The following is a 21168-nucleotide window of genomic DNA, read 5'->3' as shown; positions in this document are numbered from 1 at the left end:
GTATAACGCAGTGATCTTGAGGCCGCCTGCATTGCAGGCGGCCTTTTTTTCGACTGCTCCGGCGCTCGTTTGCAGGGTTCTTTACCGCACTTGTGCCGCGGTCAAACTGTGCCGTGCAGGCGACGCATCAGGATGCCGCAGCCGCTGTGGTCTGCAGCGATTGCGCCGACCAGCCGCCACCCAGCGCCTCGATCAGACCGACAGCTGCTTTCAGCCGCCGCGTGTGCAACTCCAGCGCTGAAATCTGCGTGGTGAGCGCGGTGGTTTGAGCCGTGACCACGTCGAGATAGCTCACCACGCCATCGCGATAACGCGACATGGAAAGCGCGAGCGTGTGCTGCGCGGCGTCGAGCGCAGCATTCTCTCGTGTGGATTCGTCTCCGAGATGATGGAGCAGCGCGAGATTGTCTTCGACCTGCTGGAAAGCGAGCAGCACGGTGGCCTTGTAGTCGGCGCCGTTTTCGGCAAGCTGTGCGCGCGCTTCGCGCACGACCGCGGCACGCCGTCCGCCGTCGAAGAGCGTCATCATCAGATCGGGGCCGATCGACCAGAGTTCGTTGGGTGCCGCGAGCCACGGCGAGAACGTGTCGCTCTGGAAGCCGCCTGCGAGGCCAAGCGAAATGTCGGGAAAGAAGGCTGCCTTTGCCACGCCGATCTGCGCGTTGGCGGCGGCCACGCGACGCTCGGCGGCGGCCACGTCGGGACGGCGCTGCAGCAGCGCGGCGGGAATGCCGACGGGAATGTGCGGCACGTGCGGTGTCGCGGTTGCGGGATCGAGCGAGAACTGCGAGGCCGGCACGCCCGTCACCGTGGCGATGGCGTGCTCGAAGAGCGCCCGGCGTGCCTTGATGTCTTCCGCGGCGGCCTGGGCGGATTCGAGCTGCGTCTGCGCACGCGAGACGTCGAGTGCCGAAGCGATGCCGCCGTTGTGGCGGCTCACCGTGAGTTGCAACGCGCGGCGATACGCGGCAATGGTGTCGTCGAGCAGTTGCGCCTGCCGGTCCAGACCGTTTAGCTCGAAGTACGCGGTGGCAAGGCTCGCCTCCAGACTCAGGCGCAGCGAGGCGAGATCCGCACTGGCCGCGTCGAGTTCGGCGCCACCCGCCTTCACCTCGTTGCGTACCTTGCCCCAGAGGTCGAGGTCGTAGCTCGCGCCCAACTCCAGCGTATTCGAACCGTAGACGTTGGGTTGATCCACGCCTCGCAGAGGGCGGCGTGCGGATTGCCGGTCGCGCTCCATGTCCACCTCGGCGCCCACGGTGGGGAAGAGCCCCGCGCGGGCCTGCGTCAACAGCGCCGCGGCTTCGTCGTGACGAGCCACGGCTGCCGCCACGTCCGGATTGGCCGCCGCGACTTGCGGCTCCAGCCTGTCGAGCACGGGGTCGTTGAATACGCGCCACCAGCCGTCGCGCTCAATGCGGTCGGCAGGGCGGGCCGTTTGCCACGGTCCGGCTTCCTTGAAGTGCGTCGGAATGGCGGTAGCAGGCGCGTGGTAGGGCGGCGCAAACGAGCACGCGCCCAGCGTGGCCACGACAAGCGCCACCGCCACGGCGAGGGTCTTCTTAGCCATGCGTCTGCTCCGCGTCGTGGGCCGCGGGTGTTGCCGCGACCTTCTCTGTCGACGCTACGCGCACGGCGTCGCCTTGCGCGAGCGAGTCGGGCGGGTTGTCGATCACACGGTCGTCAGGCTGAAGCCCGGAGGCGATTTCGACCTGCGTTCCGAGGTCCGTGCCGATGCTCACGTGGCGCAGCTGCACGTGGCCCTGTGCGTCGGCTACGGCCACTTGCAGCCCGCTCTGCCGGAAGATGAGCGCGCTGGCCGGAATCATGAGTCCGTGCGCGTTGCCGGCCAGCGCGAGATGCACTTCGGTGTATTCGCCCGGAAACAGCAGCCCTGCGCGGTTGTCCACCGCGAGTTGCACGAGCAGCGTGCCCGACGACGGCGTGATGGCGTGATCGGTGTCCACGAGCTTCGCGTCGAACCGCATGTCCGGACGCTCGGGCACGGTCAGCGTCGCTGTCATGCCGGGATGGATGGCGGCCGACTCGCTTTGCGGCACGCTCACGTAGACGCGCAGTTGATGCGCGTCCGAAACAGCGAAGAGTTCGGGGCCGCTGCCGCTGCCCGCATCGATCAGCGCGCCCACGTCAGTCTTGCGCGCCGTGACCACGCCGTCGAACGGCGCCGTGATGCGCTTGAACGATTCGAGCGCTTCGAGGCGCCGCACGTTCGCCTCGTTGGCTTCGACCGTGGCCTGGCGCGCGAGCAGGTCCGCCGTTTTCTCATCGGCCTCCTGCTGCGAGACCGAGTCCTGCTTGAGCATCTCGGTCCAGCGGCGTGCGGTGGTGGCCGCGAGCTTTTCGTTGGCGATCGAGTTCTGCAGATCGGCCTTGGCCTGCTGCAACTGCTCGTCGAGATCGGGTGTGTCGATCAGGCCGAGCAATTGCCCCGCCTTCACCTGCGTGCCGATGTCGGCATACCACGCATGCAGATAGCCCGAAACGCGTGCATAGATGGGCGCGTTGACGAACGCGGCAAGGCGGCCGGGCAGCACGAGCGACTGGCTGGCCGCCGTGTGCTGCGGCGTCACGGTGACGACGGTGGGAATCGCCTGCGCCTGGGTCCACGTCGTGAGTTCCTGTCTGGCGTGAACGCGGCTGAAGATGCCGCCCGACACGACACCGGCCACAACGAGGATGGCAACGGCGCCGGCCGACTTCAAGGCACGCAGCCGCTGCGGCTGGCTGATCTCGATCTGCACTTCAGTGGACATGGGTTTCTCCCGGTTCCATGGCTGGGTGATCTGAATGGTGGGCACCGTCGCGGCGATGCACGAGGCTGAAAACGACGGGGACGAACAGCAGCGTGGCGCACGTGGCCCAGATGAGCCCGCCGATGACCGCGCGTCCGAGCGGTGCGTTCTGCTCGCCGCCGTCGCCGAGTCCGAGCGCCATTGGCGCCATGCCGATGATCATGGCGAGCGCCGTCATCAGCACCGGACGAAAGCGCGTGAAGCCCGCTTCGAGCGCGGCCACGAGCGCGTTGCCCGTGACGGCGAGCCGCTCGCGTGCGAACGAAACGACCAGGATGCTGTTGGCCGTGGCCACGCCCATGCACAGAATCGCGCCGGTGAGCGCGGGCACCGAAAGCGGCGTGTGTGTGGTGAACAGCATCCACACGATGCCGGCGAGCGCGGCGGGCAGGGCCGTGACGATCACGAACGCGTCGCTCCACGAATGGAAGTTCACGACGATGAGCAGGTAGATCAGCACGATGGCGCCGACGAGACCCAGCAGCAGGCCCGTAAATGCGCTGTTCATGGTCTCTACCTGGCCGCGCAGCGTCACGACCGACCCTTTGGGCACGTCGTGCGCGGTGGCATGAATCGCATCGGCGATGCGCGTGGCGACCGCGCCCAGGTCGAGCCCTTGCGGCGTGGCGAAGATGTCGTAGAGCGGCTCGATGTTGTAGTGCGAGACCACGGCATCGGTCTCGCCGCGTGTGATCGTGGCGATGCCGCCCAGAATCTGCGAGGCGCCGCTCTTGTCCGTGACGGGCAGATTCTCGAGGTCCGAGAGCGTGGTCATGCGGTACTGCGGCGTCTGCGCAATGATCGGATACGACACCCCGTTGTGCGGGTTCAGCCAGAAAGTGGGCGCGACCTGGCCCGTGCCGGACAGGCTCGCCACCACGGAATTGGTCACGTCCTGTTCCGTGATGCCGAGTTCGTCGGCGCGCGAGCGATCCACGGATACGGTGAACTGCGGATAGGTGGACGCTTGCTGGATGCGCGTGTCCGCGATGCCGGGAATCAGCTGCAGGCGGCGCAGGAGTTCGTTCGCATAGCGGCGATTCGCGGGCTGGTTGGGACCGCTCACCTGCACGTCGATGGGGGCGGGCGCACCGAAGTTCAGGATCTGGCTCACGATGTCGGCCGGCAGGAACGAAAACGTCGTGCCGGGGAACGCGCGCGGCAGGACGGTGCGCAGTTCGTGCACATAGCGGGCGGTAGGCGCGTGGTCCGCGGTGAGCGAGATCAGAATGTCGCCGTCCTGCGGGCCAATCGTGCCGCTGTTGCTGTACGTGAGGTTGATACCGCTATTGGGCAGCCCGATGTTGTCCACGATGTTCGCGAGTTCGGCGGGCGGTATCACGCTGCGCACGGTGGCTTCGATACGATCGAATTCGGCTGCGGTGTCTTCGATCCGCGTACCGATGGGCGCGCGCACGTGCAGCGCGATTTCGCCCGTGTCCACGTCGGGAAAGAAGTTGCGTCCCAGCCACGGTACGAGCAGGAACGACAGCGCCACCACCGCGAGGAAGCCCCCGATGAAGCGCTTGCGATGCATCAGCGCCAGCCCGAGCACCATGCGATACAGGGCGCGCGCGCGCTCGAATCTACGCTCGAAGGCACGCTGGAAAAGTACAAGCGGGTTACGCGAACGCGGCGCACGCGGATGCGCTCCGTGCGGCGACATCACCGCCGCCAGTTCGCCGGACGCGTGGCCGCCCGATGCATGCGGCCGCAGCAGGTAGCGCGCCATCATGGGCACGAACGTGCGCGACAGCACGAACGAAGCGATCATCGCGAACATCACGGACTCGGCCATCGGCACGAACAGGAAGCGCGCCACGCCGTTGAGCAGCAGCATCGGCACGAACACGATGCAGATGCACAGCAGCGAAACGAACGCGGGCCCCACGATTTGCGCGGCGCCGTCGAGAATCGCGGCGCGCACGTTCTTGCCCTGTTCGAGGTGCCAGTTGATGTTCTCGATGGTGACCGTCGCGTCGTCGACGAGAATGCCCACTGCGAGCGCGAGCCCGCCTAGTGTCATCACGTTGAGTGTTTCGCCCATCGCCGAAAGGGCTGCAATGGCCGCCAGCACCGCGAGCGGAATCGAAGCCGCGATGATGAGCGTGGAGCGCCAGCTCCCGAGGAAAAGCAGAATCATCAGCGACGTCAGCGCCGCTGCAATGACGCCTTCGCGCGCCACGCCGCTCACGGCGCCTTTGACGAAGGTGGACTGGTCGCTCATGGTGACGAGCTTGAGGCCGGGCGGCAGCGTGGCTTCGATACGCGGCAGCTTCGCCTTGACGCCCGCGATGATGTCGAGTGTCGAAGCCGAACCGTTCTTGAGGATGCTCATGAGTACGGCACGATGGCCGTCCACGCGCACGACGTTCGTTTGCGGCGGATAGCCGTCGCGCACGTGTGCGACGTCGCGAATGTAGATCACCGCGCCGTCCACGGTCTTTACGGGCAGGTCGTTGAGTTCGTCCAGCGTGAGCGGGCTGTTGTTGAGTGCGATGTTGTATTCGAACGGGCCGATCTTCTGCGTGCCCGCGGGAATGATCTGGTTCTGCTGCGCGAGCGCGGTGGCCACATCCTCGGCCGAGAGCTTCTTTTCCTGGAGCGCCTGCGGATCGAGATCGATCTGCACGTCGCGCACTTTGCCGCCGTAGGGCGTGGGGATCGCGACGCCCGGCACCGAAATCAGCTGCGGCCGGATGAAGTTGGTGGCGTAGTCGGCGAGCTTCTGTTCGTCGAGCGTATTGCTCGTGAGTGCGAGTTGCAGCACGGGGACCGTCGACGCGTTGTAGTTGAGGATCTGCGGCGGCGTGGTGCCCGGCGGCATCTGCTTGAGCACGGTTTGCGAGATGGAAGTCACCTGGGCGGTCGCGGTGCGCACGTCCACGGTGGGCTGGAAGAAGATCTTCACGATGCCGTAGCCGCGATACGACTGCGATTCGATGTGGGCTACGTCGTTGACCGCGGTGCCGAGCGTGCGCTCGTAGTACGTCACGATACGGCCTGCCATGTCCGCGGGCGGCAGGCCGGTGTAGTTCCACACCACGCTGATCACGGGAATGCGGATGTTCGGGAAGATGTCGGTGGGTGTGCGCAGCGCGGCGAGCGGGCCAGCCAGAAGAATCAGCATGGCCAGCACGATGAAGGTGTAGGGCCGGTTCAGGGCTAGCCGGACTATTTTCAGCATCAGGAATGACTCCGTTCGAAACGCCTTGGACCGCGGCAAGCCGGGTGAGCGCGAAGGCTTTGCGCGGTGCCGCATTCGTGCGGCGATTGCATTCTGGCGGGGTAGCGCTAACAGCGACGGGCCAAAAAAATGAAAGAAGTTTTAGGACGACTGGAGAGGGCGAAAGAGGGAGTCACGAGAAAGCACAAGGCCCGCTTGCGCGGGCCCCGAGGCTCAACCGAGGAGATAACCGGAGCCCCGGATCGTACGGATGAGGGAGCGCTCGCCGGCCTCGTCGAGTTTCTTGCGCAAACGGCCCATATGGACGTCGATGAGATTGGTGCCCGGATCGAACCGGCCGCCCCATACGGACTCGAAGATCATCGTGCGCGTGAGCACCTGGCCCGCGTGGCGCATCATGAATTCGAGCACACGCAATTCCGTCGGCTGAAGCTTCAATACATGCGAGCGGTACGTGGCCCGGCGCTTGACGAGGTCGAGTTCGAGCGGGCCGACGCGCAGCACCGTTTCGTCCGCAGCGGGCTTCGAGCGGCGGCGCAGCAGCGCTTCGATGCGCGCGTAGACCTCGTCGGACGAGAAGGGCTTCGGGACGTAGTCGTCGGCGCCTGCGCGCAGGCCCTGAATGCGATCTTCCACGCCGGTCATGGAACTGATCATGAGCACCGGTGTTTCCATGCCGACGCCGCGCATGGTCGTGACGATGGCGAGTCCGTCGAGGTCGGGCAGCCGGCGATCGAGCGTGACGGCGTCGTAGTCGCCCGCCATGACCATGGCGATGCCTTCGCGTCCCGTACGCGCGACGTCGACGATGAATCCGGTATGACTGAGCACGCGCACCAGGTCTTCGGCCGTGAGCTCGTCATCCTCTATGGTGAGTATCTTCGGCATGCTGACTATAGGGTGAGGCGTGTGCGGAATGTCATGCCACAGCGCGCAATACCGCGCCGGGACTTGCATTCGAAACGGTGGCCGGCGAAGCGCCGTCGGAAGACGGCGTGCCGGTCGGCCCGCGGTACTGCTCCACGGCGAAGTCGATGAAGCTGCGTACTTTCATCGTGAGGTAATGGCGTCCGGAATACACGATCGAGATGCGTTGCAGGCCGCCGTTGATCTCGTAGCGGTCCAGCACGGTGACGAGCAGCCCGCGAGCGAGATCTTCCACGACGAACGGCATGGGCAGCACGGCGATGCCCATGTCGGCGAGTGCGGCCGCGCGAACCATCGCGCCGCTCGTTGCGGCCAGGGTGCTGTTGACCGACACGCGATGCGCGCCTGTCGGCCCGTGAAATTCCCATACACGTGTGCCGTTCGAAACGGCGAGCAGATCGTGCCTCGCAAGCGCAACGGGGTCGCGCGGCATTCCGCAGCGCGCAACGTAGGCGGGCGAGGCCACCGCGATTTCTTTCACCGAAGTCAGATGTCGGCTCACGAGCGACGCGTTCACGGTCTGATGTTCTGTCGTGAAGATGACGTCGAAGCCGCCTTCGATCATATCGATGGGTGCGTCATAGAGCGTGACGTCGAAGTCCACGCGCGGATTGAGTCCGCGCCATGTGGCGAGCAAAGGCGCGAGGCCCGCCGCAAAGACCGTCGGCGCGGCGACGCGCAGTACACCGCTTGGGTCACGCACGGCGCGAACCAGTTCGGACTCCACCTCGTCGAGCTTTTCGATCACGGCCCGGCAGCCTTCCAGATAGACGCGTCCGGCTTCCGTCAATGAAAGGCTGCGCGTGGAGCGATTGAGCAGACGTACGTTCAGGTGCGCCTCCAGCATGCCGACACTGCGCGTCACCGCGGCAGCCGACATGCCAAGCTGCTTGCCTGCAAGATTGAAGCTGCTCAATTCGACGACGCGGGTGAATACCCGCATGGCTTGTAGCTGGTTCATGTCCGGTCCGTTCAGTTCGGCAATGCGTGAGCGTGAACCGACATGGCCATGTCGGGCTCCGACGAAGCGATTGCTTCTTTCATGCGGGCAAGGCTTTCGGTGGGAATCGCAAAACCGGTCCAGCCGAACCCGGTGTGCCGGAGGAAAAGTACGATGCCGTCGAAGAGCGGGTTGCGTTCGATGTACCAGCACGGGTCGATTTCGAGCAGATATTGATGCGTACGCGAGGGCTGTGTCGCAACCGCGGGTTGCATGTGCGCCCGGATCTTGCCCAGCTCTTCGATCAACCCATCGACTTCGGCTGCGTCGAGCATGGCTTCGTGCTCTGCAATCGCCACGCGTACCGCGTGCGCGCCGTATTCGTTGACCATCTCGACAGACATTGGATATCGCATCTTCATGACCTCCTGATTCGACAGGCGGATTATCGAACCCCGATTCGGTAAAGAGATTGAAGAAGTCGCGAGCCGAACATGAAAAGTTGTTTAAGGAAGCTGCCCTTTGCCGTGCGCTGCAACTGCTGACCACTATGTAGACGCGCAATGTTGGTCAAGACGTCCATCGGCAAAAAAACAACGACGCCACAGCGCGTGATCGAACGGATATTCGTAGCTGATCCGCGCGCAAACAGGTGCGCGGTGTGCGTGCCGCATTTTGTGGAAGATTGAATTGCAGTATTTCGCGACGTGCCGGTATTTCGGCCTCCATAGACTTCGTCGTCCACTGGTTTTCGCGCCGGCCATTGCCGATGCGCGCCGCCCTGGACCTGGACATTCCAGCACCTCGCATAAGGAACCACGATGATGAAGACAAGACAGAAGAAGACGATGCGGTTGAAACTACGCCTCTGCGCGTGGCTGCCTGCGTTGCTCGTTGCCGGCACCGCGCACGCGCAGTCAAGCATTACGTTGTACGGTCTGATCGACGAAGGGCTGAACTTCACGAGCAACGCCGGCGGACACAACGCATATCAGCTCAAGAGCGGCGACACCTACGGTAGCCGCTGGGGGCTCAAGGGCAGCGAGGACCTGGGCGGTGGTTACCACGCGATCTTCCTGCTCGAAAACGGCTTCGACAACAATAGCGGGACGCTTGGCCAGGGCCAGCGCATGTTCGGGCGTCAGGCCTACGTGGGTCTGTCATCGGACCAGTACGGCACGATCACGCTGGGACGTCAGTACGACACGAGCGTCGATGCGCTCGGCTTCGGCGCGTTGACGGCGGCCGGCGGCTGGGCCGGCGACGTGAACTCGCACCCGTTCGACAACGACAACGCGGACTGGGATTTTCGTATCGACAACGCGGTCAAGTACGTCAGCCCGACCTACCGCGGCCTGACGGCAGAAGCGATGTACGGGTTCGGCAATCAGGCGGGCGGTTTTGCCGACAACCGCATGTGGGGCGGCACGCTTAACTATCAGAATGGCGGGCTCAGCATGGCCGCGTCGTACCTGAAGTTCAACAGTCCTGGCGCGACCGCCGCGGGCGCGGTGGGAAGCGACGCGCTCTTCGTCGGTTCATCTGAGCAGAACATCGGCGTTGCCGCGTCGTACCGGTTCACGAAGGTGCTTGTGGGCGTCGCCTACTCGCACGTGGATGTGTACGACCCGACGGCCAACGCGTACTTCACGACGGCAGGTACGCAGCCTTCAGGCGGCCAATGGAATGCGTGGAAATTCGACAACTTCGAGCTGAACGGTCAGTACTACTTCAAGCCGAATTTCTGGCTCGGTGCCGGCTATACCTTCACGCAGGCTCACCTGCATTCCACGGCGGGCTCGTTCGAGCCGAAGTGGCATCAGATCGGGCTGATGCTCGACTATGACGTAAGCCGGCGCACGTCGCTTTACGTGCAGGGCGCCTATCAGCACGTGGTCAGCGCGCACACGGGTACGGATTTCGACTTCGCGGATATTCCTGCCGCGGCCGGTATGTCGACGAGCGAAAACCAGATGGTGTATCGCGTGGCGATGATTCACCGGTTCTAGCAGACCGCCCGTCGCTACTGCGACGTCAGGTCCGGCGATGCTGAAACGCCGGTCTGCCGCACGCGTCTTTGCGTGGGGCAGACCGGCGGGTGAGGTCGCGCGTGGAGCTGGTGCTCAATCGCGCTCAATTCGCTGCAGCGTTGTTGGCGGCAACATGATCCGCAGGGTGGCAGTCGGCCTCGTATTTCGCGTGCAGCCGCTGCTCTGCTGTGTCGATATCGTTGGGATAGTCCGCGTCGTCGCCTGCGGACGGGTTGTATCCAACCGATTCGAGTTCCTCCAGTTCCTGCATCAGTTGTGCGTGCGTCACCTCGCCTTTGAGCGGGACGAACGGGTAGTCGTTGCATTCCTGCGGTGTAAGCTTCGCGGCGAGTGCGCTGGTGCTGGCGACGAGAGCAAAGGCGGAAATCAGCATTCTGGACGTGCGGTTCATGGCATTCCTCATTGAACATCGATCAGACAAGCTCGGGCGCGTCGCCCGAACGGGCGTGGCTGCGGCTGACGATGAAAAGCATAAGGAACACGAACTATCGCAACGGTATGCGCTTCGTGAAAGATATTTCACCGAAGCCCACGCCGAACGCTTGAGGAACCCGAATCCAGACGTAGGGCAGGCACTGTCTGTCTGGACGAAGTCTTTCAAACGGCTTCCTCGTCTCATCACGCACAGGTGCCGAGACGACAGGTACGGGTTGGTCGTTGATTCAACGGCCCCGAATCGCCGAACGCGCGACGCGGCACGCCGCCAGGTCCCATGCGCCGCTGCCTACGGTCTTCAGCAGGATCGGCTTGTCCTTCGGCACCGGCTCTTTGGAGGCCGACGCCAGCGAGCGCACCGCCGGCCAGTCCACCGCCGCCTGAATCAGATCGCCGGCTTCCTCGCGCGTGGCGTTGAGGTCATCGACAAAGACGGTGCTTGCTTTGACGGTCTGCGGTGCGATCTCGGCAGCGTCGGGCGTGAATGCACCCACGCCGATGACGAGCCGGCCCGCATTCGCTGCTTCGGTATAAACGGGGGTTTTGCTTGTGGTGACCGTGATCACTGTGTCGATGTCATGCGGCTTTCCTTCGCACGCAGACATGACGGCCACACCTGACTGGTTCATCGCCGCGCAGAAGTCGCGCTCTGCTTCCATGTGCAGTCCGCGAACGTACAGGGATGCGTCGGGGTACAACTGGCCGATTGCGGCGGCATGGAACCGGGCCTGCTGACCGGTGCCGATTAGCAGGAACGACGAGGGCGTGTGGGGGTGAAGCAGACGGACGCCCAACATGGAGAGCGCGGCGGTTCGCCGCCCTGTGACCGTTGGGCCGTCCAGGATGAACTCCGGCTGTCCCGTCGCTCCGTCGCAAACCGTCACCATGCCGAAGATGGTCGGCAGATTCTTTGCGACGTTTGCAGGGCTCACGCTGACGAGCTTATGGATGGCAATCTCCGCGGCGCTTGCAGGCATCGAGAGAAACACGCCGCCGTCCTCGAGCGGTACGCTCATCCGGACCGGTGCGTGGATGAGTCCTGCCGCATGCTCAAGCGTAGCTTGCTTCAACGCTTCCACCAGAGCGCTGAAGTCGAGAAGTCGTGCCGTCGCCCCGGCGTCGAAAACCTCGATCGTTTCCATACTTTCTTCTCCTTATTAAATGCGCCGATGCGAACGGTCTTTGCCCCGGGAGAAACGGTCTACGCGGAATGGAAGCAGATCGACTTCGGGCGTAGCGCGAGCCATCAGCTGTGAGACGAGTTCACCCGTCAGGGGTCCGAGCGTCAGACCCAGGTGCTGATGTCCTGTTGCAACGAAGACATTTCGTGCGTGGGGCAACTCGCCGATCATGGGCAGATAGTCGGGTAGGGTAGGGCGGTCACCGTGCCATCGCGACGCGACTTCGGGTATTGCACCCTCCGGAAACAGTTCGCGAAAGTGAGCCGCGAGAATGTCGGCGCGTTTCCAGTCGGGTTCGCTACCTGCGCCAAGCTCTACCGTGCCGGCAAGACGAATGCCATCCGCCATGGGATTGCAGGTGAAGCCTCGTTCCATGAAGCTCACCGGCACCTTCAGCAAGTCGGTCCTCGGTTGAGAAAGCTCGACGTGGTATCCCCGTTCCGGCGTGAGCGGAACGTTGCTGCCCAGCGCTTCCAGGAATTGGCGACTTCGCGCGCCTGCGGCAATCAGAACCTTATCGGCAAGGGTCCGTTCGCCGTTGATGAGCAACTCGATCTTGCCGCCGGACGAAGGCTTGATGCCATCGACGGATGCCAGTCTGAAGCGCGCGCCGGCGTTCAGCGCCGCATCGAACAGACCTTGCACGACCTGATGCGGATTCGCGACTGAAGCCATACCCGGAAAGTAGCGCGCATGGCTGATGTGCGGCGTCAACGTCGGGAGAAATTCGCGGCGAACTTCGTGTGCCGTCAGATTCCGATACTGCACGCCGTAGTGGTCCAGCAAGGAAAGCGCCCGGTGCTCCGCGTTGCGAGCAACCGGTTTCTCGAATACGTAGAGCGAACCGATATCCCGGAAGAGGTCGCGCGCAATGTGCTGGTCGAGCAGGCGATGCCATGCCGCCGCTGCACGCGTGATGATGCTGGCGAGTGCCGCCGTATTGCGTTCGAAATTCCGTTGCCGTGACTGACGTAGAAATTCGACCATCCACGGCGTCATGCGCGGCACGCTGCATGGGTGAAGGCGCAGCGGACTATCGAAGCGCAGGAGCATGCGCGGAACGCCCGACAGCGTGTCGGGACTGGCAAGCGGGGCGACGTGATCGACAGCTATCAGTCCGGCGTTGCCGAACGAGCAGCCCATTCCGGGCGGCGCGGTGTCGACAAGCGTCATTCGGAATCCTGACTTCGCCAGATTGAATGCCGCGGCGGTTCCCACTACGCCGGCGCCGATGACAACGACGTCCTCCACATGAGTCTCCTGCCGAATGGATCGTTCGGCAGATACTACCCTATCAATTTCTGATGTGAAATAAATTTCGTATCGGAAACCGGCGCTACCGGGCTGCCTGGCCCTTTGTCGCGCTGTACGAGCCGGCTTCTTCAAGGAGCCACGCGCGAAACATCTCCAGCGGTTTGCCGTGCGACAGCTCAGTGGGATACACGAGGTAATAGCCGGAATCGCCCTCTGTCGAGGCGTTGAACGGAACGATCAGACCGAGTTGCTCGAGACGGTCTTCAACGAAGAACTTCGGCACCAGCGCGATGCCGAGGCCGGCCGCCGCTGCCGCAATCAGCATGGTGTGCAGTTCGTAGCGCACGCCGTGCATGGTCGAATTGTCTTCGACACCCAGGTCCGAGAACCAGCGCGTCCATGCGTCGGGGCGCGTGGTGGAGTGCAGCAACGGATACCCCAGCAGCTCATGCGGCTTCTTCACCGCCCGGGCAAGCAGGCGAGGGGAGCAGACGGGAACGGTTTCTTCGCCGAACAGGTAGTCGGCGGCGGTGCCAGGCCACGTTGGTTTGCCGTAGTGGATGGCCGCTTCGAAATGGGATTCCTCGAACGAGAACATGTCGGTGCGCACGCCCATGTTGACTCTCACGTCCGGCGCGCGGTCGTAGAAAGCCTTGATGCGCGGAATCAGCCACTGCGACGCGAAGGTTGGCAGTACTGCGAGTTCCAGATATCCGCCGCCGCCGCCGTGGGCGATGATCGAAAGGGTGTCCCGGTCAAGATTTTCCAGCGCGCGGCGCACCTGTGTGCCGTACAGACGTCCCGCCCGGGTCAGCACGACGCGCTGTTTCGCGCGGACAAAGAGCCGTACGCCCAGTTGCGATTCGAGCGTCGCAATCTGACGGGAGACGGCGCTCTCCGTGAGGAACAGTTCCTTCGCGGCGTGCGTGAAGCTCTCGTGCCGCGCAGCCGCTTCGAACGCCGTCAGCGCGCCCATGTTTGGAATTTTGAATTTGCGCATCTTAATTCCGAAAACTCATCACGTGGCAATTTTATCTCGCTTTACGCAAGGCACAACGATTTCAATAATGCGCAGCATGCAGAGTTGGTGTGCGCGCAGTACGCCAACGCGAGCTTCCCCGCCGCGCTTGCGCGGACATGCCTGAGAGAACCAATCATGCGTAATTCGAACGTCGAACGTTTGCTGGAAAAACTGCTCGGACCGGAAAAGACCGGCCGGCTCTTTGCCACCCTCAATTTCCCCACCGTGCTCACGGACTGGGAGGACGGCAACGTGACCCGTGCCGAACTGGCGCAGGCCATGAACATGGCGCTGTTCGACGATCTTCTCGAACGCTCGCCAAACGGGCGCGCCTACACCGAGGACGCGATCGCGAACGGCGGCTCCGTCTATTTCGACCACGGCGCGTTGCGCACGGTGCGTTGGGCAGACAATGGCGCGCTGCCGCCGGGAGAGGCCGCGTTCACGCGCATCCTTCGTCCGTTGGGTTTCAGGCTCAATGGCCGTTATCCGCTCGACAAGCTGGGCATGACGGGCCGCGCATACGTGCACGCCGACGCGCCGGACGAGATCGCGCAGTTCTTCGTCAGCGAACTGCACCCTGAGCGTTTTTCGAGCGAGTTCCAGCAGGCCGTCTCCAACGTGCTGCGTTCGTCGAAAGACCCGCTCACGCCGCTCGCGGTCTCCCAGCTTTCCGAGCTGGAGCGCGACGGCCACCTGCCGATCGAGGCGGCACATGAACTGCTGCCCGTCATCGTGAGTGCATTCGCGCGTCAGCACGACATGCCGCATCTCAAGGACTACGAGGCCATTCTTCTGGAGTCCGCAGAAATGGCGTGGATTTCGACGGAGGGCAACGCATTCAATCACGCGACGGATCGCGTGGCGAACGTGTTCCAGCTCTCGGACGACGAAAAGGCGAAGGGACGCCCCATCAAGCCCGATGTCGAGCGGTCGCGTTCCGGCCGCGTGTTTCAGACCGCTTATCGCGCGGACGTCGTGAAGCGCGAGTTTCGTAGCGCCGACGGCAGCATCGTGACGCGCGAAGTACCTGGCTCGTTCTATGAATTCATTACCCGCAAGCGCGAGTTCGACGAAGCCGCGCGCAACTGGAAGACGGACCTGCGCTTTGACGCCGGCAACGCGACGGGCATCTTCAAGATGACGGCCAACGCGGCAAGGTAGGGTAGAAGCCGTGAAAGCAGCCACGCCGTTTCAGGCAAGCAGGAGCCTGCTTCAGCAGGTGGAAAGCGAACTGCGTCGCGCCACGTGCGGTGAAGTTCGGTTCGACGCGGGCTCGAAAGCTTTGTATGCCTCCGACGCTTCGAACTACCGGCAGATTCCGCTCGGCGTGGTGTTGCCTGCAGACGTGGACGACCTCGTGGCGGCCCTCGACACGTGCCGCCGCATGGACGTGCCGTTCCTCACGCGAGGCGGCGGCACGTCGCAGAACGGGCAGTGCGTGAATGTCGCGGTGGTGGCCGACACAAGCAAGTACGTCAATCGCGTGGTGAGCGTCGACCCGGTCGGCCGAACCGCGATCGTCGAACCGGGCGTGGTCTGCGACACGCTGCGCGAAGCGGCCGAGCGGCACGGCCTGACCTTCGCACCCGATCCGGCCACGCACAGCCGTTGCACGCTGGGCGGCATGATCGCGAACAACTCGTGCGGCGCGCATTCGGTGATGGCGGGCAAGACCGTCGAGAATATCGAAGCGCTCGAGATCGCCACTTACGACGGCGCACGCTTCTGGGTCGGTCCGACCGACGACGCCGAACTCGAAAGCATCATTGCCGGGGGCGGCCGAAAAGGCGAGATATACGCGAAGCTGCGCGATCTGCGCGACCGGTACGCAGAACAGATTCGCGCCGAATTTCCGCAAATCAAACGACGCGTGTCGGGATTCAACCTCGACCAGTTGCTGCCTGAAAACGGCTTCAACGTTGCCCGCGCGCTGGTGGGCACCGAAGGCACCTGTGCCGTCACGCTGCAGGCCAGGGTTCGCCTTGTCCACAGTCCTTCCTGCCGTGTGCTGCTCCTGCTCGGCTTCAAGGACATCTACACCGCGGCCGACGCAGTGCCGCACTTCAACCGCTTCGCGCCCATTGCCATCGAGGGCCTGGACCGCGCCATTATTCGCGGCCTTCAGGCGCGCGGGCTGAAGAAGGACGAAATCGCGCTGCTGCCGGATGGCGACGCATGGGTCGTGCTCGAATTCGGCGCCGACACGCATGCCGAAGCGGTGCAACAGGCGCAGGAGGCTCATGCGTATTTCAGGTCCGGCCAGGGTGGCGCCGACGTAACGGGCTTTGTGGTGGAAGCGAAGACGCAGCAGCAGAAGGTATGGTCGATCCGAGAAACGGGCGCATCGGCGGTGGCGCTTTCGGTTGACCCTTCAGCCCCGGATCCGATGGTGGGCTGGGAAGATGCTGCAGTGGACCCGATGCGGCTGGGTGACTATCTGCGCCAGTTCCAGGCACTGGTCGACCGCTACGGCTACGAGACGTGTCTCTACGGCCACTTCGGCGACGGTTGCGTCCACGCGCGCATTACGTTCGACGTCCGAACAGTAGAAGGCGTACAGAAATGGCGCGGGTTTCTGCGCGAGGCCGCGCAACTGGTGGTCGACTTCGGTGGCTCGCTTTCGGGCGAACATGGCGACGGCCAGGCGAAGGCCGAGTTTCTGCCCATCATGTACGGGCCCGAAATCATGCGCGCCATGGAGGAATTCAAGGCGATCTGGGACCCGGCCAATCGATTGAATCCGGGCAAGGTCGTGCACGCTTATCGTGCTGACGAGAACCTGCGCATGGGCCCGGCGTACAAGACCGTTACGCTGAATACGAAGCTGACGTTTGCGAGTCCGGAAGGCAACGGCATGCAGCGCGCGATCGAGCGCTGCATCGGGATGGGCAAATGCCGTTCGCTCGATGGCGGCACGATGTGTCCCAGCTATCGTGCGACTCGCGAAGAGCAGTTCTCGACGCGGGGGCGTGCCCATCTTTTCTGGGAAATGCTGCAGGGGGAGGTGATTGCGGACGGCTGGGACAGCGAGCCCCTGAAAGACGCGCTGGATGCCTGTCTGGCCTGCAAGGGCTGCAAATCGGATTGCCCGACCCACACGGATATGGCGTCGTACAAGGCCGAGTTTCTGTCGCACTACTACGAGAAACATCGTCGGCCGCGGCAGGCGATGTTCATGGGGAGAATCGGGCAATGGGCACCGCTGGCGAGCCGCTTTCCGTGGCTTACGAATTTTATGACTTCCTCCCGTCCCTTGGCACGTATCAGCAAGTGGGTGGCAGGCGTGGCACCGCAGCGCAATCTTCCCGTGTTCGCACCGAAGACGTACCGCGCATTGGCGCGTCGTCGCCGGCAAGCGAACGATGCCGCGAAGGCGGCCAGGTCCGGCAAGGTGATTCTCTGGGTTGACACCTTCAACGAGCACTTCTCGCCCGAGGTCGCGATGGCTGCAACCAACGTGCTGGCGCATCTGGGCTACGAAGTCGTTCTGCCGCGCAAGCGACTGTGCTGCGGCCGGCCACTTTACGACTATGGCCTGCTCGACGAGGCGCGTGCGCTGCTGCGAGATGCAGTCGATGAGCTATGCGAAGACATCCGCGCTGGCGTACCGGTGGTCGGGCTTGAACCAGGCTGCCTTTCCGTATTCAAGGACGAATTGCTGAAGCAGTTGCCGGACGACGCCATGGCTAAAAGGCTCGCGGAGCAGACGTTTCTCTTCTCGGACTTTGTAGCGCGCGCGGACTTTCAGTGGCCACAACTCGACGCCGATGTAGTCGTGCACGGGCACTGTCATCAAAAGGCGGTGTTTGGAATGAAGGGCGAGACCGCGCTGCTCGACAAGCTCGGTGTCCGCTGGTCGTTGCTCGATACGGGCTGCTGCGGCATGGCGGGTTCGTTCGGATTCAATGCGCAACATTACGACCTCTCGCTGAAAATCGGCGAAGACAAGTTGCTGCCGCTAGTGCGCGACGCAGCGCCCGAAACGATCGTCGTGACGAATGGCTTCAGTTGTCGCGAACAGATCCAACAGGGCGCCGGCAGGCACACCTTGCATATCGCTCAGCTTGCGCAAAGAGCAATCAAGCTGACGCACCTTCCTCAAACCGATCTGCCTCTTGAAGCGGTGAGCGAAGTCGTGTCGGTATCCTGAACAGATTGATTGGTTCTTGATGAGCAAGGGGACGCGCAGCGTCCCCTTTTTGCTATCGAATCGAAGCAATGAGGGAATGCCCTGTGCGCCTGCAACGGAATTCCGGCTGCGTCGAACACCTCGGAATTTTCGGGGTTGATGATCAGAACGCATCACGTCGTGCATAGATATCGTTTGATGCAGGTCTATTGGCTACTGACAATCGCTCCACATCATCACCGGACGTGTGTTAGCCGCCAGTGGTTGGCCGGGAGATGAGTGTGTTGCGCGCGGTCGTCGAGGCAATCGTGCCGTGCGCAGTGTGTCGATTACAAATATCAAAGGAACTCTCCCCATGCTCTCCCGTATTTGCGTGTCCCGTCGCCCTCTCGTTGTCGCTCTTTCCCTTTGCTTCGTCTCCGCGGCAGCTTGCGCCCAGGAAGCGGAAGTCAAGATCGGCATCGCCGGTCCGCTCACGGGCGGCGGCGCGGCCTACGGCAAAGACATCGAGAACGGTGTGCGAATGGCCATCGAAGAAGCCAATGCGAGTCATCCCACTATCGGCGGCAAGCCGGTCAAGTTCGTCATCGATTCGCAGGACGATCAGAGCGACCCGCGCGTGAGCGTGCAGGTCGCTCAACGGCTTGTGGACGACCAGGTGTCGGTGGTCATTGGCCATTTCAACTCGGGCACCACGCTGCCGTCGTCGAAGATCTACGCGAAGGCGGGCATTCCGATGATCACGCCCGCGGCAACGAATCCGACCATTACGCAAGCAGGGCTCTCCACCATTTACCGCGTTATAGCAACCGATGCGCAGAACGCAGGCAACGCGGGCACTTATGCGGCCACGGTGACGAAGGCGAAGCGTATTGCCATCATCGACGACAGAACGGCATTCGGGCAGGGCGAAGCAGATGAATTCGAGAAGGCCGTGAAGGCGAGCGGCGGCACCATCGTCGACCGACAGTTCACCAACGACAAGGCAGTGGACTTTTCCGGCCAACTGACGGCGATCAAGAGCACCAATCCCGACCTCGTGTTTTTCGGCGGACTTGATACCCAGGCAGCCATGATCGTCAAGCGGATGCGCCAGCTCGGCATGAAGGCGCAGTTTCTCGCCGGCGGCGGCGTGATGGACGCGAACTTCATCAAGATTGCGGGCGACGCCGCCAACGGTTCGTCCGTGTGGGAATACGGCCAGCCGCTGTCGACGCTGCCCAAGGGCAAGGATTTCGAGGCGAAGTTCAAGCAGAAGTACGGCGCCGACATGCTTGCCTATGCGCCGTTCGCGTACGACGCAACGTGGGTCGCCATCAAGGCGATGCAAAAGGCCAATTCCGTGAAGCCCGCGGACTTCAACACAGCGATGAAAGGCACCGACTATCAGGGCGTTACGGGCCGTATCGCATTCACGCAAACGGGCGATCTGAAGAACCCCAGTTCGACCATGTATCAAGTCAAGAACGTGGCCTGGACGCCGATCACGACGAAGACCGCCGACTAGGCATCTAAGCGTGCAGCGAAGGATGCGTGAGGCACACGTCAGAGATCCCACGCATCTTTCGCACGCCGACGCGCGGCTTCGGCCCGGCACCTGGATTGGAAACACTGAAGAGGCTCTACTGTGAAAGCATCAACCATTCTCTCCGAACTCGGCATTTCGCAGCTTGCAGAAGCGGGCGATATCGCGGTTCATTCGCCCATCAACGGCGAGCTTATTGGCCGCGTGGCGAGCCAGTCTGTGGCCGACGTGGATGCGGCGCTCGCGAAAGCTCACGAGGCATTCAAGATCTGGCGCAACGTGCCGGCACCGCGCCGCGGGGAACTGGTTCGCCTGCTGGGCAATAAACTGCGCGAGAAGAAGCACGCACTCGGCAGCATCATCACGCTCGAAACCGGCAAGATTCTCCAGGAAGGTTTGGGCGAAGTGCAGGAGATGATCGACATCTGCGACTTCGCCGTGGGGCTCTCGCGTCAGCTGTATGGGCTGACGATCGCATCGGAGCGGCCGGGCCACCGGATGGCCGAGACGTGGCATCCGATGGGTGTTTGCGCGGTGATCTCGGCGTTCAATTTTCCGGCGGCCGTGTGGTCGTGGAACGCTGCGCTCGCACTCGTCTGCGGCAATGCCGTGCTCTGGAAACCGTCGGAGAAGACGCCGCTCACCGCGTTGGCCGTAAACAAGATTCTTCAGGATGCCTTGACGGAATTCGGCTCGGCACCTGAAGGCCTGACTGCGCTCGTCAATGGAGGCCGCGATGTAGGTGCGAAGCTCGTCGCCGATCCGCGCTCGAATATCGTGAGCGCCACGGGTAGCACCGAGATGGGCCGCGCAGTCGGCGTGGAAGTGGCGCGTCGATTCGGCCGGGCGATTCTCGAACTGGGCGGCAACAATGCCGGCATTGTGTCGGGAACGGCGGACATGGAACTCGCGTTGCGCGGCATCCTGTTTTCCGCGGTCGGCACGGCGGGGCAGCGTTGTACGTCACTGCGCCGCCTGTTCGTACATGAAAGCGTGTATGACAAGACCGTGGAGCGGTTGAAGACGCTCTATAGCAAGGTCACGATCGGCAACCCGCTGGAGCAAGGCACGCTCATGGGGCCGCTCATCGACGAGCCGTCGTTCAATCGTATGCAGGCGGCGCTCGAACAGGCGAAGCGTGAAGGCGGCAAGGTGTTCGGCGGCGAACGTCAGAGCGTCGCGGGTAACGAGAAGGGCTTCTACGTTCGTCCTGCCATCGTGGAAATGCCGACGCAAATCGATGTCGTGCTCACGGAGACCTTCGCGCCAATTCTCTATGTGCTCAAGTATTCGCGCTTCGACGATGCGATCGAAGCCAACAACGCGGCGCATCACGGTCTGTCGTCGTGCGTGTTCACCACGGACATGCGCGAGAGCGAGCGTTTCCTGTCGGCGTCCGGCAGCGACTGCGGCATCGCGAACGTGAACATCGGACCAAGCGGCGCGGAGATCGGCGGGGCATTCGGCGGCGAGAAGGAGACCGGTGGCGGCCGCGAATCGGGTTCGGACGCGTGGAAGGGGTACATGCGTCGCGCAACCAACACCGTCAACTTCTCTTCGGCGCTGCCGCTCGCACAGGGCGTCGATTTCAACATCGAATAGCAGCGCACATGGGGCGTGGGAGGCGTTTCGCGCGCAATGGAGCGGGCGATAAGGTGGACGAGATCTCACGCCGTGCATCGAACCATCTGCAATCTGGAGC

15 protein-coding genes are annotated in these 21168 nt (G+C 63.0%); 5 read left to right on the top strand and 10 right to left on the bottom strand.

The annotated features are described in order from the left end of the window. Positions 1-127: 127 nt before the first annotated feature. The 6 genes from P2869_RS10070 to P2869_RS10045 form a co-directional block, all read right to left on the bottom strand. Positions 128-1570, bottom strand: a complete 1443-nt coding sequence (locus tag P2869_RS10070; protein ID WP_277596357.1) for an efflux transporter outer membrane subunit — start codon at positions 1568-1570, stop codon at positions 128-130. Further along, positions 1563-2774, bottom strand: coding sequence for an efflux RND transporter periplasmic adaptor subunit (locus P2869_RS10065; protein WP_017776496.1), 1212 nt, complete (start codon positions 2772-2774; stop codon positions 1563-1565). The genes P2869_RS10070 and P2869_RS10065 overlap by 8 nt, the downstream gene beginning before the upstream one ends. Then, positions 2764-6000: an efflux RND transporter permease subunit gene (locus P2869_RS10060; RefSeq protein WP_277596356.1), complete on the bottom strand. Its 3237-nt coding sequence runs from the start codon at positions 5998-6000 to the stop codon at positions 2764-2766. Before P2869_RS10060 ends, P2869_RS10065 begins: the two co-directional genes overlap by 11 nt. Positions 6001-6213: 213 nt before the next feature. Next, a complete protein-coding gene (locus P2869_RS10055; protein ID WP_017776498.1) occupies positions 6214-6888 on the bottom strand; it encodes a response regulator transcription factor in 675 nt (224 codons plus the stop codon). A 31-nt stretch (positions 6889-6919) separates the two neighbouring features. Further along, positions 6920-7888 (bottom strand): LysR family transcriptional regulator, encoded by a 969-nt coding sequence (locus tag P2869_RS10050; RefSeq protein ID WP_277596355.1) that lies wholly within the window; start codon positions 7886-7888, stop codon positions 6920-6922. Positions 7889-7899: 11 nt separating this feature from the next. Beyond that, positions 7900-8283, bottom strand: coding sequence for a hypothetical protein (locus P2869_RS10045; RefSeq protein WP_033351536.1), 384 nt, complete (start codon positions 8281-8283; stop codon positions 7900-7902). A 432-nt stretch (positions 8284-8715) separates the two neighbouring features. On the opposite strand from P2869_RS10045, the gene P2869_RS10040 reads away from it, so the two are divergent. Continuing rightward, complete coding sequence (locus tag P2869_RS10040) at positions 8716-9876, top strand: porin (RefSeq protein WP_277598101.1); 1161 nt, start codon at positions 8716-8718, stop codon at positions 9874-9876. 124 nt (positions 9877-10000) lie between these two features. Here P2869_RS10040 and P2869_RS10035 read toward each other — a convergent pair whose 3' ends face one another. The 4 genes from P2869_RS10035 to P2869_RS10020 form a co-directional block, all read right to left on the bottom strand. Beyond that, positions 10001-10309: a DUF4148 domain-containing protein gene (locus tag P2869_RS10035; RefSeq protein ID WP_017776502.1), complete on the bottom strand. Its 309-nt coding sequence runs from the start codon at positions 10307-10309 to the stop codon at positions 10001-10003. A 271-nt stretch (positions 10310-10580) separates the two neighbouring features. Then, positions 10581-11495, bottom strand: a complete 915-nt coding sequence (gene lhpI, locus P2869_RS10030) for a bifunctional Delta(1)-pyrroline-2-carboxylate/Delta(1)-piperideine-2-carboxylate reductase (RefSeq protein WP_277596354.1) — start codon at positions 11493-11495, stop codon at positions 10581-10583. A 15-nt stretch (positions 11496-11510) separates the two neighbouring features. Next, entirely contained in the window at positions 11511-12920 is a 1410-nt protein-coding gene (locus tag P2869_RS10025) for an FAD-dependent oxidoreductase (RefSeq protein ID WP_277596353.1), read from the bottom strand. Further along, positions 12871-13788, bottom strand: coding sequence for a LysR family transcriptional regulator (locus P2869_RS10020; RefSeq protein WP_277596352.1), 918 nt, complete (start codon positions 13786-13788; stop codon positions 12871-12873). The genes P2869_RS10025 and P2869_RS10020 overlap by 50 nt, the downstream gene beginning before the upstream one ends. A gap of 156 nt (positions 13789-13944) precedes the next feature. Here P2869_RS10020 and P2869_RS10015 point away from each other — a divergent pair, with 156 nt between their 5' ends. From P2869_RS10015 to P2869_RS10000, 4 genes are all read left to right on the top strand, one after another. Then, positions 13945-14973 carry a DUF1338 domain-containing protein gene (locus P2869_RS10015; RefSeq protein ID WP_126876232.1) on the top strand — a complete coding sequence of 343 codons (1029 nt, stop codon included), beginning with the start codon at positions 13945-13947 and terminating at the stop codon, positions 14971-14973. A 10-nt stretch (positions 14974-14983) separates the two neighbouring features. Continuing rightward, on the top strand, positions 14984-17962 hold the full coding sequence (locus tag P2869_RS10010) for an FAD-binding and (Fe-S)-binding domain-containing protein (protein WP_277596351.1): 2979 nt from the start codon (positions 14984-14986) through the stop codon (positions 17960-17962). Between the two features lie 334 nt (positions 17963-18296). After that, positions 18297-19448: a branched-chain amino acid ABC transporter substrate-binding protein gene (locus tag P2869_RS10005; protein WP_277596350.1), complete on the top strand. Its 1152-nt coding sequence runs from the start codon at positions 18297-18299 to the stop codon at positions 19446-19448. Between the two features lie 120 nt (positions 19449-19568). After that, positions 19569-21068 (top strand): aldehyde dehydrogenase family protein, encoded by a 1500-nt coding sequence (locus tag P2869_RS10000; protein WP_277596349.1) that lies wholly within the window; start codon positions 19569-19571, stop codon positions 21066-21068. The last annotated feature ends 100 nt before the right edge of the window (positions 21069-21168 follow it).

Source organism: Paraburkholderia sp. SUR17, assembly GCF_029536165.1.
Lineage (GTDB): Bacteria > Pseudomonadota > Gammaproteobacteria > Burkholderiales > Burkholderiaceae > Paraburkholderia > Paraburkholderia kururiensis.
Note: the sequence above shows the minus strand (reverse complement) of the source record. Positions and strands in the feature narration are given on the sequence as shown.